The 13,806-nt window shown below is 65.8% G+C and carries 14 protein-coding genes and 1 tRNA gene; 9 read left to right on the top strand and 6 right to left on the bottom strand.

What is annotated here, in order from left to right; genetic code table 11:
* Positions 1 to 48 precede the first annotated feature (48 nt).
* The 5 genes from MKK62_RS04210 to MKK62_RS04190 all read left to right on the top strand — a co-directional run bounded on the left by MKK62_RS04210 (position 49) and on the right by MKK62_RS04190 (position 3,620).
* A complete protein-coding gene (locus MKK62_RS04210; protein ID WP_240262246.1) occupies positions 49 to 495 on the top strand; it encodes an SRPBCC family protein in 447 nt (148 codons plus the stop codon).
* Positions 492 to 1,565 carry a CaiB/BaiF CoA transferase family protein gene (locus MKK62_RS04205; protein ID WP_240262247.1) on the top strand — a complete coding sequence of 358 codons (1,074 nt, stop codon included), beginning with the start codon at positions 492 to 494 and terminating at the stop codon, positions 1,563 to 1,565. The genes MKK62_RS04210 and MKK62_RS04205 overlap by 4 nt, the downstream gene beginning before the upstream one ends.
* Before the next feature lie 40 nt (positions 1,566 to 1,605).
* On the top strand, positions 1,606 to 2,061 hold the full coding sequence (locus tag MKK62_RS04200; protein ID WP_240262248.1) for an SRPBCC family protein: 456 nt from the start codon (positions 1,606 to 1,608) through the stop codon (positions 2,059 to 2,061).
* A 60-nt stretch (positions 2,062 to 2,121) separates the two neighbouring features.
* Positions 2,122 to 2,192, top strand: a tRNA-Cys gene (locus tag MKK62_RS04195).
* Between the two features lie 417 nt (positions 2,193 to 2,609).
* A complete protein-coding gene (locus MKK62_RS04190) occupies positions 2,610 to 3,620 on the top strand; it encodes a GGDEF domain-containing protein (protein ID WP_240262249.1) in 1,011 nt (336 codons plus the stop codon).
* Positions 3,621 to 3,654: 34 nt separating this feature from the next.
* Here MKK62_RS04190 and MKK62_RS04185 read toward each other — a convergent pair whose 3' ends face one another.
* Positions 3,655 to 5,085 (bottom strand): WS/DGAT/MGAT family O-acyltransferase, encoded by a 1,431-nt coding sequence (locus MKK62_RS04185; protein WP_240262250.1) that lies wholly within the window; start codon positions 5,083 to 5,085, stop codon positions 3,655 to 3,657.
* A gap of 49 nt (positions 5,086 to 5,134) precedes the next feature.
* On the opposite strand from MKK62_RS04185, the gene MKK62_RS04180 reads away from it, so the two are divergent.
* Positions 5,135 to 5,584 carry an SRPBCC family protein gene (locus MKK62_RS04180; protein ID WP_240262252.1) on the top strand — a complete coding sequence of 150 codons (450 nt, stop codon included), beginning with the start codon at positions 5,135 to 5,137 and terminating at the stop codon, positions 5,582 to 5,584.
* Here MKK62_RS04180 and MKK62_RS04175 read toward each other — a convergent pair.
* Positions 5,556 to 6,725 carry a pyridoxal phosphate-dependent aminotransferase gene (locus MKK62_RS04175; protein WP_240262253.1) on the bottom strand — a complete coding sequence of 390 codons (1,170 nt, stop codon included), beginning with the start codon at positions 6,723 to 6,725 and terminating at the stop codon, positions 5,556 to 5,558. The two genes, MKK62_RS04180 and MKK62_RS04175, sit on opposite strands and share 29 nt — an antisense overlap.
* 231 nt (positions 6,726 to 6,956) lie before the next feature.
* Between MKK62_RS04175 and MKK62_RS04170 the strand changes: the two genes are divergently transcribed.
* A complete protein-coding gene (locus MKK62_RS04170; RefSeq protein WP_240262254.1) occupies positions 6,957 to 8,168 on the top strand; it encodes an acetyl-CoA C-acetyltransferase in 1,212 nt (403 codons plus the stop codon).
* 2 nt (positions 8,169 to 8,170) lie between these two features.
* Complete coding sequence (locus tag MKK62_RS04165; RefSeq protein ID WP_240262255.1) at positions 8,171 to 10,315, top strand: 3-hydroxyacyl-CoA dehydrogenase NAD-binding domain-containing protein; 2,145 nt, start codon at positions 8,171 to 8,173, stop codon at positions 10,313 to 10,315.
* 36 nt (positions 10,316 to 10,351) lie between these two features.
* Here MKK62_RS04165 and MKK62_RS04160 read toward each other — a convergent pair whose 3' ends face one another.
* Together MKK62_RS04160 and MKK62_RS04155 are read right to left on the bottom strand one after the other, a co-directional pair.
* Positions 10,352 to 10,939, bottom strand: coding sequence for a class I SAM-dependent methyltransferase (locus tag MKK62_RS04160; protein WP_240262257.1), 588 nt, complete (start codon positions 10,937 to 10,939; stop codon positions 10,352 to 10,354).
* Positions 10,940 to 10,998: 59 nt separating this feature from the next.
* A complete protein-coding gene (locus tag MKK62_RS04155) occupies positions 10,999 to 11,298 on the bottom strand; it encodes a hypothetical protein (protein ID WP_240262258.1) in 300 nt (99 codons plus the stop codon).
* Between the two features lie 220 nt (positions 11,299 to 11,518).
* Here MKK62_RS04155 and MKK62_RS04150 point away from each other — a divergent pair, with 220 nt between their 5' ends.
* Positions 11,519 to 12,508 (top strand): LLM class F420-dependent oxidoreductase, encoded by a 990-nt coding sequence (locus MKK62_RS04150; protein WP_240262260.1) that lies wholly within the window; start codon positions 11,519 to 11,521, stop codon positions 12,506 to 12,508.
* Here MKK62_RS04150 and MKK62_RS04145 read toward each other — a convergent pair.
* Together MKK62_RS04145 and MKK62_RS04140 are read right to left on the bottom strand one after the other, a co-directional pair.
* The gene (locus MKK62_RS04145; RefSeq protein WP_240262262.1) at positions 12,505 to 12,798 is read right to left on the bottom strand and encodes a putative quinol monooxygenase; all 294 of its coding nucleotides are present in this window, start codon (positions 12,796 to 12,798) and stop codon (positions 12,505 to 12,507) included. The genes MKK62_RS04150 and MKK62_RS04145 overlap by 4 nt on opposite strands.
* A gap of 2 nt (positions 12,799 to 12,800) precedes the next feature.
* Positions 12,801 to 13,793, bottom strand: coding sequence for an ABC transporter substrate-binding protein (locus MKK62_RS04140; protein WP_240262263.1), 993 nt, complete (start codon positions 13,791 to 13,793; stop codon positions 12,801 to 12,803).
* Positions 13,794 to 13,806 lie beyond the last annotated feature (13 nt).

Raw genomic sequence — 13,806 nt, 5'->3', positions numbered from 1 at the left:
TGCGGTCGAAACCGCCCTTCGCATGGCGTGTCTCGCTATGGTCCGGTGATGGCAATCAACGAAACCCGCGAAATCGTCATCGAGGCGACCCCCGAGGAGATCCTCGATGTCATCGGCGATATGGACACGGTCACCGACTGGTCGCCGCCTCACCAAAGCGCCGAGGTTCTCGAGGAAGACAAGGACGGCCGGCCGCTGAAGGTCAAGATGAAGGTGAAGGCCGCGGGCATCACCGACGAACAAGTGATTGCCTACACATGGGGCGAGAACAAGGTCAGCTGGACGCTGGTCAGCTCCGGTCAGCAACGCTCACAGGACGCGTCGTACACGCTGACGCCCGACGGCGACAAGACCAAGGTCGTCTTCGCGATCAGCGTCGACCCGGTGGTGCCGCTGCCCGGTTTCGTCATCAAGCGGGCGATCAAGGGGACCGTCGACACCGGCACCAAAGGCCTGCGCGATCAGGTGCTGAAGGTGAAGAAGGAGAGCGCTTGACCGGGCCGCTTGCCGGGGTACGGGTGATCGAGCTCGGCGGCATCGGCCCGGGTCCTCATGCGGCGATGATTCTCGCCGATCTGGGCGCCGACGTCGTACGGGTCCGTCGCCCCGGCGGACTGATACTGCCCGCCGAGAATCTCGACCTGTTGCACCGCGGGAAGCGAATCGTCGACCTGGACGTCAAAGCCAACCCGCAGCAGCTGCTGGATCTGGCGGCCAAGGCCGACGTGCTGCTCGACTGCTTCCGGCCTGGCACCTGTGAGCGGCTCGGCATCGGGCCGGACGACTGCACGGCGGTCAATCCGCGGCTGATCTTTGCCCGCATCACTGGCTGGGGGCAGGACGGGCCGCGGGCCAGCACCGCCGGTCACGACATCAACTACCTGTCGCAGACCGGGGCGCTGTCGGCGCTGGGCTACCGCGACCGGCCGCCGATGCCGCCGCTGAACCTGGTCGCCGACTTCGGCGGCGGCTCGATGTTCGTGTTGCTCGGCATCGTCTCGGCGCTCTACGAGCGCGAGAAGTCGGGCCGAGGGCAGGTGATCGACGCGGCGATGGTCGACGGGGTCAGCATCCTGGCCCAGATGATGTGGACGATGAAGTCGACCGGCGCGATGCGCGACGAGCGTGAGTCGTTCCTGCTCGACGGCGGCGCGCCGTTCTATCGCTGCTACGAAACAGCCGACGGCAAATACATGGCGGTCGGCGCCATCGAGCCGCAGTTCTTCGCGGCGCTGCTGGCCGGTCTGGAGCTGTCGGCCGACGACGTGCCGGGGCAGTTCGAGATCGCGGAGTTCCCGCGGATGTTCGACGTCTTCACGCAGCGGTTCGCCGGCAAGACCCGCGACGAGTGGTCGGCGATCTTCGACGGCACCGATGCCTGCGTGACGCCGGTGCTGACGTGGAGCGAGGCCGCCGTCGACCCGCACCTGGCCGCGCGTGCGACGCTGGTCAACGCGCACGGCGCCGATCAGGCCGCCCCTGCGCCGCGGTTCTCCCGCACAGCGCCGGCTGAAGTCGGGTCGATTCCCCAGACCACCACTCCGCTCGACGAAATCGGCTGGTAATCGGCGCATTTACGGCATTGGCTTGCTAGCTTGGTCGATAGTGGCCGTACGAGCATCGCGCGAGATCGTCATCGACGCGCCGCCGGGGGTGATCCTGGAGGCGTTGGCTGACGTCGGCTCGCTGTCGTCGTGGTCGCCGGTGCACAAGCGGATTCAGGTGCTGGACTGGTACTCCGATGGCCGCCCGCATCACGTCAAGGCGACCATCAAGATCTTCGGGCTCGTCGACAACGAGATCCTGGAATATCACTGGGGTCCCAACTGGGTGGTCTGGGATGCCGGCGATACGTTTCAGCAGCGTGGCCAGCACGTCGAGTACAACCTTCAGCCGGTCGGCGTCGACCGGACCCGGGTGCGTTTCGACATCACCGTCGAGCCAGCCGGCCCGGTGCCGGCCTTCGTGGTGCGTCGAGCCAGTGAGATCGTGCTGGATGCCGCGACCGAAGGCCTTCGCGAACAGGTGATGTCGAATTTCGGTTCGGGACAGCGGACATAGCATCGCGCCGAGCCAAACGGTGGCCCCCGACCGGACTGCGCTGGCACGGTATGTCCTCATGCGGGTGTGGCTGAGCGGCTAGGCAGCGGCCTGCAAAGCCGTACACACGGGTTCGAATCCCGTCACTCGCTCTCATTTCACGATCGAGAGCGGTTCTACCCGTAATCGCGCACTAGGCGGCCGCAGAACGTGTCCGACCACGATCATGTGTTGCACCGAATTCACAGCGTGTTGGCAGCGGGCAGCTGGCTCATTCGCCGCGACAGGCGTCCACTCGAATGGAATTGTTCGCGTCGGGCGCAAATTTTCAAATTTGTCTGCCGTCAACAATGTTCACGGCGGGGAGTAAGAGGAGCACCTGAGTGGCACCCGATCTGGGCGGGGGCAGTCATCTGCCCTCAGGCCCGGCCCAAAAGCGTGCCATTCGCGGGCGACCCGTCGTGGCGGCGTTGATCGCTGCGTGGGCGGAGCCCGACTAGTTCGAATGGATCACCGCTTTCCTGCATGAGCGTGGGTTGCTGCTGTGGGCACAGCGAATGATGTCGGCGGTGGCGGCGTCAGCAGCTGTCATCCCGGTGACGGTGTTGGTCTGCGAACGGCGGCCGTGGGCGTTCCTGGCCGCCCAGTTGGCCGGCCTAGCGCTCGCCACGACGATGGCCGTGTTCTGGTGGACCCGCTGGCCGAGTCGCCGACAGTCACAAGCCGCGGTCCTGACGGGTTTGACGTGTATTGCGGTGTGGAGCCAAGCGCAGCGCAACATCGAAGAATCAGTACCGATATGCATGGCCGCTGCCATCACCGGCGGCTACATCGCCTTCTACCACGGCGCACGACTCATGATCGTCAATCTCGTTGTCGCACTTGGGTTGAACGTGGCGACGGTGGTCCGGCTCGCTGGTGCCACCGAGATCATGACCGCCGCCCGAGCGTTCTGGTTGATCTGGTTCTTCAACTTGGCAGTCCCATTGGCGGCGTGGGGAGCGGTGCGCGCCATTCGCGCCTATGTCAGCCGCTCCAACGAGGATCCACTGACCGGCCTGTTGAACAGACGCGCATTCACCCCGGCTGTGCTCGCCGACCTCACCTTGGGAGCGGTTGACGCGGATGACCATCTGACGCTGGTGATGGTGGATCTCGACAATTTCAAAGGCATCAACGACAACTATGGACATGTCACCGGCGATAAAACGCTGGTCGCCGTTGCCGATCTGCTGCGGCGCAGCAGCGCTGCGGGGGTTCCCATCTGTCGAGCCGGCGGAGAAGAATTTCTTGTCGCGCTCATCGGCGAGCCGCGCCGATCCGCAGCGTGGGCTGAGGACCTCTGCCGCCAGACCGCTACTCTGACGCCGCCCATAACCGCGAGCATTGGCACAGTGGGTATCGCCCTCAGCCGTGCGCCACAGCCGGCGACCGTCGATTTCGTGGAACGCCTCATTCAACAGGCCGACCAGGCGATGTACACGGCAAAGCGTCGCGGCGGCAACCACGCTCGTCACGCCTCAGCGGACACGATCTCAGAGCGACAGCCGCGTGGCGGCGCTGACCAGGACGGAAGGTGACCGGCGCCGCGGCCTGAACAATCGCTGCCCGCGCTCACCTTGCGATCGAGAGCAATTCCTTGAACGCGTGCTCCATGCACTCGGCGTAGTTGCTCGGATCGGGCAGCGCGTCACGATCCGCGGTGGCGCTGATCGACAGGACGCCGTTGTAGCTGGCCACGACGTGGATGAGGTTCATTCCGCCGATCAGTGGCCCCAGACCGGCCGCGCGCAGAAGTTGTGCCTTGCAGAAGTACAGCGGCACGGGAGGGCCCGGAACGTTGGTGACGGTGGTGTTGGCGACGTTCGGTCCCGAGAACGGAAGCACGCTGGCCGCTTTCGCCGCCACCCCGAGTAGCGCCGTCGGCACCGTGCCGATCAGCTCGATGATCTGACTCTGCGCCGACCGGTCCGGTGCCGAGCGGCTGCCCTGCGTCGACTCGGTGATCGTGGCGAGCCGGATCAGCGGGTCGGCGATGTCGGTGCCGAGCGATTGCAACCGCCCGAACAGCGCGTTTCCGTGGGTGGCCTCGTCGGCGTTACGCAACGACATCGGACACGCCGCGACCAGCGACTCGTCCGGCAGTTCGCCGTGGCCGTCCAGGTAATGCCGAAGAGCGCCGCCGACGTAGGCCAGCGCTACATCGTTGACCGTCGCGCCCGGCACCCGCGCCTTGATCCGTTTGAAGGCGTCGAGGTCGTGGAAGCGTGCCTCGAAAACCCGGTGTGGCGAGACTGATTGGTTGAATCGGGTCTTGGGTGGAAACGATGGCGCGCCGATATCGGGGATCTTGGACATGCGGCTGATCAGCTTCACCGGCATCCCGGCGAGCCCCAGGGCTGCCTTCGGTGCGTGCGACGCCAGCACCGCTCCCGCGCGCAGCGGGTACGTCAACGCCTTGAACGCCGTACGAGACAAGAGGTCCGCGGTGGTGGGCGGCGGCGCGGCTTGCCACGGCCGGTCGGGTGGCGCGGGACGCGGACTGTCCGGCGCCAAGTCATGCAGGGCCGCGATCATCTGCACGCTCGCCATCCCGTCGACCGCGCAGTGGTGCAGTTTCAGCGCCATCGCGAACGAGCCGTTCGGCACGCCGGGCACGGCGTTGAGGCCTTCGATGACGGTGATCTCCCACGGCGGCCGGCGCAGGTCGATCTGCCGACCGTGCAGCCGGGCGACCTGAATGCACAGTTGTCGCCAATCGCCGGGCTGGGGCAGGCCGATGTGCCGGACGTGGTACTCCAGGTCGAAGTTCGGATCGTCAACCCAGTACGGACGATCAAGCCCGACCGGAGTCTCGGCGAGGCGTCGCCGGAACACATTCGCCAGATGCAGCCGCGCGTCGAGCTCCTCGAGGATGCCCTTGAAGGTGACCCTGCCGCCCGGCGCAGTTGACGGATCGTAGATCAGCAGAAGCTGAATTTGGAGTGGGGTGGCGGGATTCTCGGCTCGCAGCAACATGTCGTCGGTCCAACTGAGTTGCTGCATTTTCCAAACAGTAGGCCTCTGGGCAGACGGCGTTGCTAGTTTGCTCGTAGTGGCCGTACAAGCATCGCGCGAGGTTGTCATCGATGCGCCGCCGGACCTGATTCTGGAGGCGCTGGCTGACGTCGGCTCGGTGCCGTCCTGGTCGTCGGTGCACAAGCGGGCCGAAGTGATCGACCGCTACCCCGACGGCCGACCCCACCACGTCAAGGTCACCATCAGGGTCTCCGGCATCGTCGACACCGAAGTGCTCGAATACCATTGGGGCCCGGACTGGGTGGTGTGGGACGCCGGCAAGACGTTGCAGCAGCACGCTCAGCATGTCGAGTACACGATGCAGCGCGAAACCGAGGACCGCACCCGGGTGCGCTTCGAGATCACGCTGGAGCCGTCGGCGCCTATTCCCGAGTTTCTGGTCAACCGGGCGCGGAAGAAAGTCCTCTACGCCGCGACCGAAGGGTTGCGGCGCAAGGTCATGGCCTTAGTTGCCGAAGTCGGCTGATCGCCTCGTCGAGGGTGTCGTCGCGTTTGCAAAAGGTGAAGCGCACCAAATGATTCCATGTTGCGAAGTCGTCGGCGTCGGGATCGCAGAACGCCGTCATCGGGATCGCTGCCACCCCGACCTTTTCGGGTAGGTCCGCGCAGAACGCGGTGCTGTTGTCATAGCCGAGCGGACGCGGGTCGGCGCACAGGAAATAGGTGCCCGCGCTGTGCAGCACCTCGAACCCGATCTCGGTCAGACCGCGCGCGAGCCGGTCCCGCCTGCCCTGCAACGTGTTCCGCAGGTCCTCGACCCAGCCGTCCTCGGTGTTGAGGGCGTCGGCCACCGCCGGCTGAAACGGCGCGCCCCCGACGTAGCTGAGGTACTGCTTGGCCGCCCGGACACCCTGGATCAACTCGGCCGGGCCGCACGCCCAGCCGATCTTCCAGCCGGTGCAATTGAACATCTTCGCGGCGCTGGAGATCGTGACGGTGCGCTCTGCCATCCCGTCGATCGCGGCCAGCGGCAGATGCTCGCGGCCGTCGAATACCAGATGCTCGTAGACCTCGTCGGTGATGACCAGCAGGTCGGCGGCGACCGCGACCTCGGCGATCGCCTGCAGTTCGGCCGCGCGCAGCACGGTGCCCGTCGGGTTGTGCGGTGTGTTCAACATCAGCGCCCGGGTGCGGGGTGTCACCGCCCGCCGCAGCGCGTCGACATCGAGGGCGAAGTCGCGGCCGTCGGGCACTAGCGGGACGACGACCCGCGTGGCGCCGGCCACCGCGACCACCGGGGAGTAGGAGTCGTAGAACGGCTGGATCAGGATCACCTCGGAGCCGGGCTCGACGAGACCGAACACGGCCGCCGCGATCGCCTCGGTGGCGCCGACGGTGATCAGCACTTCGGTCGCCGGGTCGTAGTCGACGTGGTATTTCCGCTTGCGCTGAGCGGCGACCGCCTCGCGCAGTGCGGGGATGCCGATGCCGGGCGGATATTGGTTGACGCCGTCGGCGATCGCGTCTTGGGCGGCTTTGAGCATGGCGGGCGGGCCGTCCTCGTCGGGGAAACCCTGCCCGAGGTTGACCGCGCCGACCCGCGCGGCGAGCGCGGACATCTCAGCGAACACCGTGGTGGCGTACGGCTGCAATCGCTTCACCGTCATGAATGACGAGCTTAAGCGCGGTGAATTAGGGGCGATGGCGCGAGACTGCGGCCAGACGCAGGGTCGGTGCCGAGAACGCGGCTGGACGCAGGTTCGGCGCTCGGGACTCGGCGGACCCGGGCTCCCAACCAACAGGTTGGCCGGGTCTTTTGTTAGGGTGGCGTGCGGAGGACTAGCGTCGCCAGCGACGGACCCCAACCCCAACACAGTTGTCGAAGAGGAACCCCACTCATGTCCGAAGAAGCCTTCATCTACGAGGCCATCCGCACGCCGCGCGGCAAGCAGCGCAAGGGCGCGCTCAACGAAGTCAAGCCGGTGAACCTGGTCGTCGGCCTGGTCGAGGAGCTGCGCCGCCGCAACCCAGACCTGGACGAGAACCTGATCAGCGACCTCATTTTGGGCGTCGTGTCGCCGGTCGGTGACCAGGGCGGCGACATCGCCCGTACCGCGGCGTTGGTTGCTGGGCTGCCGGAGACCACCGGTGGTGTTCAGCTCAACCGCTTCTGCGCATCGGGCCTGGAGGCCGTCAACACCGCCGCACAGAAGGTGCGTTCGGGTTGGGACGACCTGGTGTTGGCCGGTGGTGTGGAGTCGATGAGCCGGGTTCCGATGGGCTCCGACGGCGGCGCCTGGGCGACCGACCCGGAGACCAACTACCGCCTCGGCTTCGTCCCGCAGGGCATCGGCGCCGATCTGATCGCCACCATCGAAGGCTTCTCCCGCGAGGACGTCGACCGCTACGCGCTGCGCTCGCAGGAAAAGGCGGCTGCCGCGTGGTCGGGCGGCTACTTCGCGAAATCGGTTGTGCCGGTTCGTGACCAGAACGGCCTGACCATCCTCGACCACGACGAGCACATGCGTCCCGACACCACGCTGGAGGGCCTGGGCAAGCTGAAGACCGCGTTCGACGGGATCGGCGAGATGGGCGGCTTCGACGACGTGGCGCTGCAGAAGTATCACTTCGTGGAGAAGATCAACCACGTCCACACCGGCGGTAACAGCTCTGGAATCGTCGACGGCGCCGCGCTGGTGCTGGTCGGTTCCGAGGCTGCCGGCAAGTCGCAGGGCCTGACCCCGCGCGCCCGCATCGTCGCGACCGCGACCAGCGGTTCTGACCCGGTCATCATGCTCACCGGCCCGACCCCGGCCACCCGGAAGGTGCTGGACCGCGCCGGCCTGACGGTCGACGACATCGACCTGTTCGAGCTGAACGAGGCCTTCGCCTCCGTCGTGCTGAAGTTCCAGAAGGACCTGCACATCCCGGACGAAAAGCTGAACGTCAACGGCGGCGCCATCGCGATGGGACACCCGCTGGGTGCCACCGGCGCGATGATCACCGGAACCATGGTCGACGAGCTGGAGCGCCGCAACGCGCGCCGCGCGCTGATCACGCTGTGCATCGGCGGCGGCATGGGTGTCGCCACCATCATCGAGAGGGTTTAACCATGGCAGAGAACACCATTCAGTGGGACAAGGATGCCGACGGCATCGTCACGTTGACGCTCGACGACCCCACCGGGTCGGCCAACGTGATGAACGAGCACTACAGCGAGTCGATGCACAAGGCCGTCGAACGCCTTGTCGCCGAGAAGGATTCGATCACCGGTGTGGTGATTGCCAGTGCGAAGAAGACCTTCTTCGCCGGCGGCGACCTCAAGAGCATGATCAAGCTCGGCCCGGAGAACGCCGGGGAAGCCTTCGACATGGTCGAGAGCATCAAGGCCGACCTGCGTGCGCTGGAGACTTTGGGCAAGCCGGTGGTGGCCGCCATCAACGGCGCCGCGCTCGGCGGTGGTCTGGAGATCGCCCTGGCGTGTCACCACCGCATCGCCGCCGACGTCAAGGGTCTGGTCGTCGGCCTGCCCGAGGTGACGCTCGGTCTGCTGCCCGGCGGCGGCGGCGTCACCCGCACCGTGCGGATGTTCGGCATCCAGAACGCGTTCATGAACATCCTGTCGCAGGGCACGCGGTTCAAGGCCGACAAGGCCAAGGAGATCGGCCTGGTCGACGAATTGGTCGGCTCGGTGGACGAATTGGTGCCGGCCGCCAAGGCCTGGATCAAGGCGAACCCGGACTCGCACGAGCAGCCGTGGGACAAGAAGGGCTACAAGATGCCCGGCGGTACCCCGTCCAGCCCCGCGCTGGCCGGCATCCTGCCGTCGTTCCCGGCCCTGCTCAAGAAGCAGCTCAAGGGTGCCCCGATGCCCGCGCCGCGGGCCATCCTGGACGCGGCCGTCGAGGGCGCGCAGGTGGACTTCGACACCGCCAGCCGGATCGAGAGCCGCTACTTCACCCAGCTGGTCACCGGCCAGGTCGCCAAGAACATGATCCAGGCGTTCTTCTTCGACCTGCAGCACATCAACGGTGGCGGATCGCGGCCCGACGGCATCGCACCGGTCAAGATCAACAAGATCGGTGTGCTGGGAGCGGGCATGATGGGCGCCGGCATCGCCTACGTGTCGGCCAAGGCCGGCTACGACGTGGTGCTCAAGGACGTCAGCATCGAGGCCGCCGAAAAGGGCAAGAATTACTCGGAAAAGCTCGAGGCCAAGGCGCTTCAGCGGGGCAAGACCACCGAGGAGAAGTCCAAGGCGCTGCTGGACCGCATCACGCCGGCATCTGACCCGGAGGCCTTCAAGGGCGTCGACTTCGTCATCGAAGCCGTCTTCGAAAACCAAGACCTCAAGCACAAGGTGTTCCAGGAGATCGAGGACATCGTCGAGCCCAACGCGCTGCTCGGATCCAACACCTCGACGCTGCCGATCACCGGTCTGGCGACCGGCGTCAAGCGTCAAGAGGACTTCATCGGTATCCACTTCTTCTCGCCGGTCGACAAGATGCCGCTGGTCGAAATCATCAGGGGCGAAAAGACTTCCGACGAGGCGCTGGCCCGCGTATTCGACTACACGCTGGCGATTGGCAAGACTCCGATCGTCGTCAACGACAGCCGCGGCTTCTTCACCAGTCGCGTCATCGGCACGTTCGTGAACGAGGCGCTGGCGATGCTGGGCGAGGGTGTGGAGCCCGCCAGCGTCGAGCACGCCGGTTCGCAGGCCGGTTACCCGGCGCCGCCGCTGCAGCTGTCCGACGAGCTGAACCTCGAGCTGATGCACAAGATCGCAGTCGCGAGCCGCAAGGGCATCGAAGATGCAGGTGGCACGTACGAGCCGCACCCGGCCGAGGCCGTCGTGGAGAAGATGATCGAGCTCGGGCGGCCGTCGCGATTGAAGGGCGCCGGTTTCTACGAGTACGTCGACGGCAAGCGGACCCGGCTGTGGCCCGGCCTGCGTGAGACGTTCAAGTCCGGTTCGGCTGACCTGCCGTTGCAGGACATGATCGACCGGATGCTGTTCGCCGAGGCTCTGGAGACCCAGAAGTGCTTGGACGAAGGCGTTCTCACGTCGACCGCCGATGCCAACATTGGCTCGATCATGGGCATCGGGTTCCCGCCGTACACCGGTGGTAGCGCGCAGTTCATCGTCGGCTACCAGGGCAAGCACGGCGTCGGTAAGGAAGCCTTCGTCGCGCGAGCCAAGGAGCTGGCCGAGCGCTACGGCGATCGCTTCCTGCCGCCGGCGTCGCTGACCTAGTTATTCGTCGCGTGAAAGCCCCTGAGCTGCAACGGCTCAGGGGTTTTCGCGTTCGTAGAGGTAGTAGTTCGTCGGCGTCTGCTCTTCGTCGAGTTGACCTTCGCGTCCGCTGGACAGCAACGTCCACCCGGCGCTGAATCGTCGCTGCATCTCGGCGGGCTCGACGCCGCGAACGCCGAATCGGCCGCCGGGCAGGAATGCGGTGATCAGCAGTCGAGCGTGTGGTGCGGCGACGGCGCTGACCTCGCGAACGTAGTGGACGCGATCGCCGTCGCTCAGGTTGTGCAGGCAGCCGTTGTCGACGATGAGGTGGAAATTGTCTCCGACTCCCTCGTGGCTGAGCTTGGTGACGTCGGCCTTGACGAAATTCACCTGCGCCTTGGCCGCGGCGGCCTTGGCCCGTGCCGCGTCGAGGGGCCGGTCGACGTAGTCGACGCCGGTGACCGTCCACCCGTGCTGTGCCAGGTAGATGGATGCGTCACCGGTGCCGCAGCCGAGATCGATGGCGTTACCCGCGGGGAGTTCCTCGACCAGTTTCTGCAACTGCGCGGCGACCGGATGGCCGTCCCAGGGCGTGAACCCGATTCGATACAGGAGGCGAAACAGCGTCTGCTTGAAAGCCATGGGTCAAATGTAGGCCCTCGCATCACAGTGGCCACTTTCGTACCTCGCTGAGGAGGCAGTCAATGTGCCCGCCTCTCCGCGACAACGGCCGATCGCAGCGCCAGCACGCGTTGGTGAATTCGATAATCCGTGGATCTCGGAATGTATCGAGGGCCGTATCGGCCGCGGCCCAGCCGGCGCACCCGTCCGCGCCCGATCTCCCATCGCAAGGCATCCGAGACCACTTTGGATGGCCGACCGCGCACGTAAAAGCCATGATGGGCAAGGCCTTCGATGAGCTCGGCAACGGTGGAGGGTCCTTGGTTAGCCAGGTGAAAGGTCAGCACGTACCGCAACTCGGTACCACGCAAATGTTTCATGGTCGAACCGTCGCATGACATGCCGACAGATCCGCCGTTGTCGCTGCGAGGCGGGCACAGCGGACGCCGCCTGGGCCAGTGACTGGTGTGGCTCGCTATGTTCGCGATGCTGCGACGGGAAAGCACCAATTGCGCTGTTGCATAGGCGGATTCGAGCGCCCCGAATGCTCACCCGGGAGGTTCACCGGCCCGGCGTGCGGCCCGCGCTAGAGTCGGGACCATGCGCTTCGGATTTTTCATCCCACAGGGTTGGCGGTTGGATCTGGTCGGCATCGAGGTCGAGAAGCACTGGGCGGTGATGCGCGATCTGGCCAGTTACGCCGACGACAGCGCGTGGGACTCGGTATGGGTGTACGACCACTTCCACACCGTCCCGATGCCGACGGCTGAAGCGACGCACGAAGCGTGGTCGCTAATGTCGGCTTATGCGGCCACCACGTCGCGGATCAAGCTCGGCCAGATGTGCACGGCGATGAGCTACCGTAATCCCGCCTATCTCGCGAAAGTCGCTGCCACGGCGGACATCGTCTCTGGTGGTCGCGTACAGATGGGCATTGGCGGCGGCTGGTACGAACACGAGTGGAGGGCTTACGGATACGGCTTCCCGTCGGCAGGCGTGCGTCTGGCGCGCCTCGACGAAGGCGTCCAAATCATGCGTGACGCCTGGCGGGACGGCAAGGTCAGCTTCGAAGGCAAGCACTACCAGGTCGAAGGCGCGATCGTCGAGCCAACGCCGTTGCAGGACAACGGTATACCGCTCTGGATTGCCGGCGGGGGTGAGCAGAAAACGCTGCGCATCGCCGCGAAATACGCGCAATACACCAACTTCTCCGGTGAGCCGGCCGCCTTCGCGCACAAGTCGGAGGTGCTGGCCGGCCACTGCCGCGACGTGGGCACCGACTTCGACGCGATCGTCCGCTCGGTCAACGTCAACGCGATCCTGGATCCGACCGAACAGGGCGTCAAGGACCGCGTGCAGCGCATCCGCGACCGCCTCAGCGGCTATGTTCCCGAATCAGCGGCCGACTCGATGCTCGGCAACACCAGCGGACCCGACTCGGCCGCCGGCACCCCGGAGCAGGTGGTCGAGCGGCTGCAGAAGCTGCGCGACCTCGGGTGCGAATACGTAATCTGTTACTTCCCGGAAGCCGCCTACGACCGCTCGGGCGTCGAACTCTTTGAGCGACAGGTCATTCCGGCGCTGAGTTAGACGTCGCTGGGGTTGTACCGGATCTTCACCGGCGGAGCGGCCAACAGCGGCGGAAGTTGGGTGATCTTGCCTTCGCCGGCCCGGAACGCACGATAGGCATCGTCGGCTTCCACCGATTCCCATACCTCGTAGAGCAGCCAGTGCGCTTCGTCGTCGGCGTCGAAGAGTACGTCGGTCCGTAGGTTTCCCTCGAACGCCCGCGTGTCCTGAAGCGCGCGACCCATCAGTTCGCGGCCCGCGGCGACCTGGTCGGGCTTGAATCGAAGCTCCAGCGTCACTATGACCGTCATCGTCATCTCCTCGTGGTCGTCACGTCGTGCGGCCGGTCCGCCAGCACACCGTTGAACCTACGGTCGACCCATTTGACGAAGTCGGGCGCCTCCGGGATTTGGTCGGCAGATGCGAATAGGTCGGCCAGCCGTTGCTCGGCCGCCACCACCTTGTCGTCGAGCGGAACCGGCAGCCGTCGCAATCTGCTCTGGGCGAGAGCAGAGATCGGCAGGCTCATGCCCACCGCGGCGGAGTACTTCCGCGCCCATTCGTCGGGATGGTCGCGCGCCCACTGCGCCGCCCGGTCATATCGCACCAACAGGTCGGCCAACGCGGCGTTGCGCTGCGGATCGTTGAGCGCCTTGGCCGACGCGCTGGCGAACTGGTAGCCGTTGAGGGCCGACCCAAGACTGCGCACCTTCAGCGTCAGATTCGCCTGCGCCGTATAGGGATCCCAGATCGCCCAAGCGTCGCCCTGTCCGTTGGCGAACGCCGACAACGCATCCGCGGGCTGGAGGAACACCAGTTTGACGTCCTTGGGCTTGAGGCCCGCATCGGAAAGATGCTCGAGCAGATCGCCGTGCGCGGCGCTGCCCTTGCCCACCAAGATCGTCTTGCCGCGTAGATCGTTGACGGTGTTGATCGTCGAAGGCGTGCGTACCAGAATCTGCTCGCCGGCTGCCGCGCCGTCCCACACCGCAACCACCCTGGTCTTGGAATTGGCGGCCGCGCCAAAGATCGGCGGCGTATTCCCGGTGATCGCGACGTCGATTCGACCGGCATTCAGCGCCTCGATCTGCGGCGGCCCGAACGTGAACGTCGAGAAGGCGATGCGATACGGCAGGCCCTGCAGTGCATCGGCGGCGCGCAGCAGCGCCTCGGTGCCGCCCTTCTGGTCGCCTACCCGCAGGGTCAGTCCGGACAGCTCAGCGGCCGGCACCGCCGCCGGCACCGCGATCGGCCGCGGCCCGAGCTCCCGCGACACGCAGCCAGTCAGCGCGACAATCAAGGCCAAGATGGCGCCGACA

The sequence above is a fragment of the Mycobacterium paraterrae genome (assembly GCF_022430545.2).
Taxonomy (GTDB): domain Bacteria; phylum Actinomycetota; class Actinomycetes; order Mycobacteriales; family Mycobacteriaceae; genus Mycobacterium; species Mycobacterium paraterrae.
The sequence above is the reverse complement of the archived record's forward strand: the minus strand, read 5'-3'. Positions and strand labels throughout refer to the sequence as shown.

Coding starts and splice junctions, on each gene's coding strand:
- MKK62_RS04175 (WP_240262253.1), bottom strand. CDS start 6,725: ATGACGGTGAAGCGATTGCAGCCGTACGCCACCACGGTGTTCGCTGAG.
- MKK62_RS04210 (WP_240262246.1), top strand. CDS start 49: ATGGCAATCAACGAAACCCGCGAAATCGTCATCGAGGCGACCCCCGAG.
- MKK62_RS04145 (WP_240262262.1), bottom strand. CDS start 12,798: ATGACGGTCATAGTGACGCTGGAGCTTCGATTCAAGCCCGACCAGGTC.
- MKK62_RS04170 (WP_240262254.1), top strand. CDS start 6,957: ATGTCCGAAGAAGCCTTCATCTACGAGGCCATCCGCACGCCGCGCGGC.
- MKK62_RS04150 (WP_240262260.1), top strand. CDS start 11,519: ATGCGCTTCGGATTTTTCATCCCACAGGGTTGGCGGTTGGATCTGGTC.
- MKK62_RS04185 (WP_240262250.1), bottom strand. CDS start 5,085: ATGCAGCAACTCAGTTGGACCGACGACATGTTGCTGCGAGCCGAGAAT.
- MKK62_RS04165 (WP_240262255.1), top strand. CDS start 8,171: ATGGCAGAGAACACCATTCAGTGGGACAAGGATGCCGACGGCATCGTC.
- MKK62_RS04160 (WP_240262257.1), bottom strand. CDS start 10,939: ATGGCTTTCAAGCAGACGCTGTTTCGCCTCCTGTATCGAATCGGGTTC.
- MKK62_RS04155 (WP_240262258.1), bottom strand. CDS start 11,298: ATGAAACATTTGCGTGGTACCGAGTTGCGGTACGTGCTGACCTTTCAC.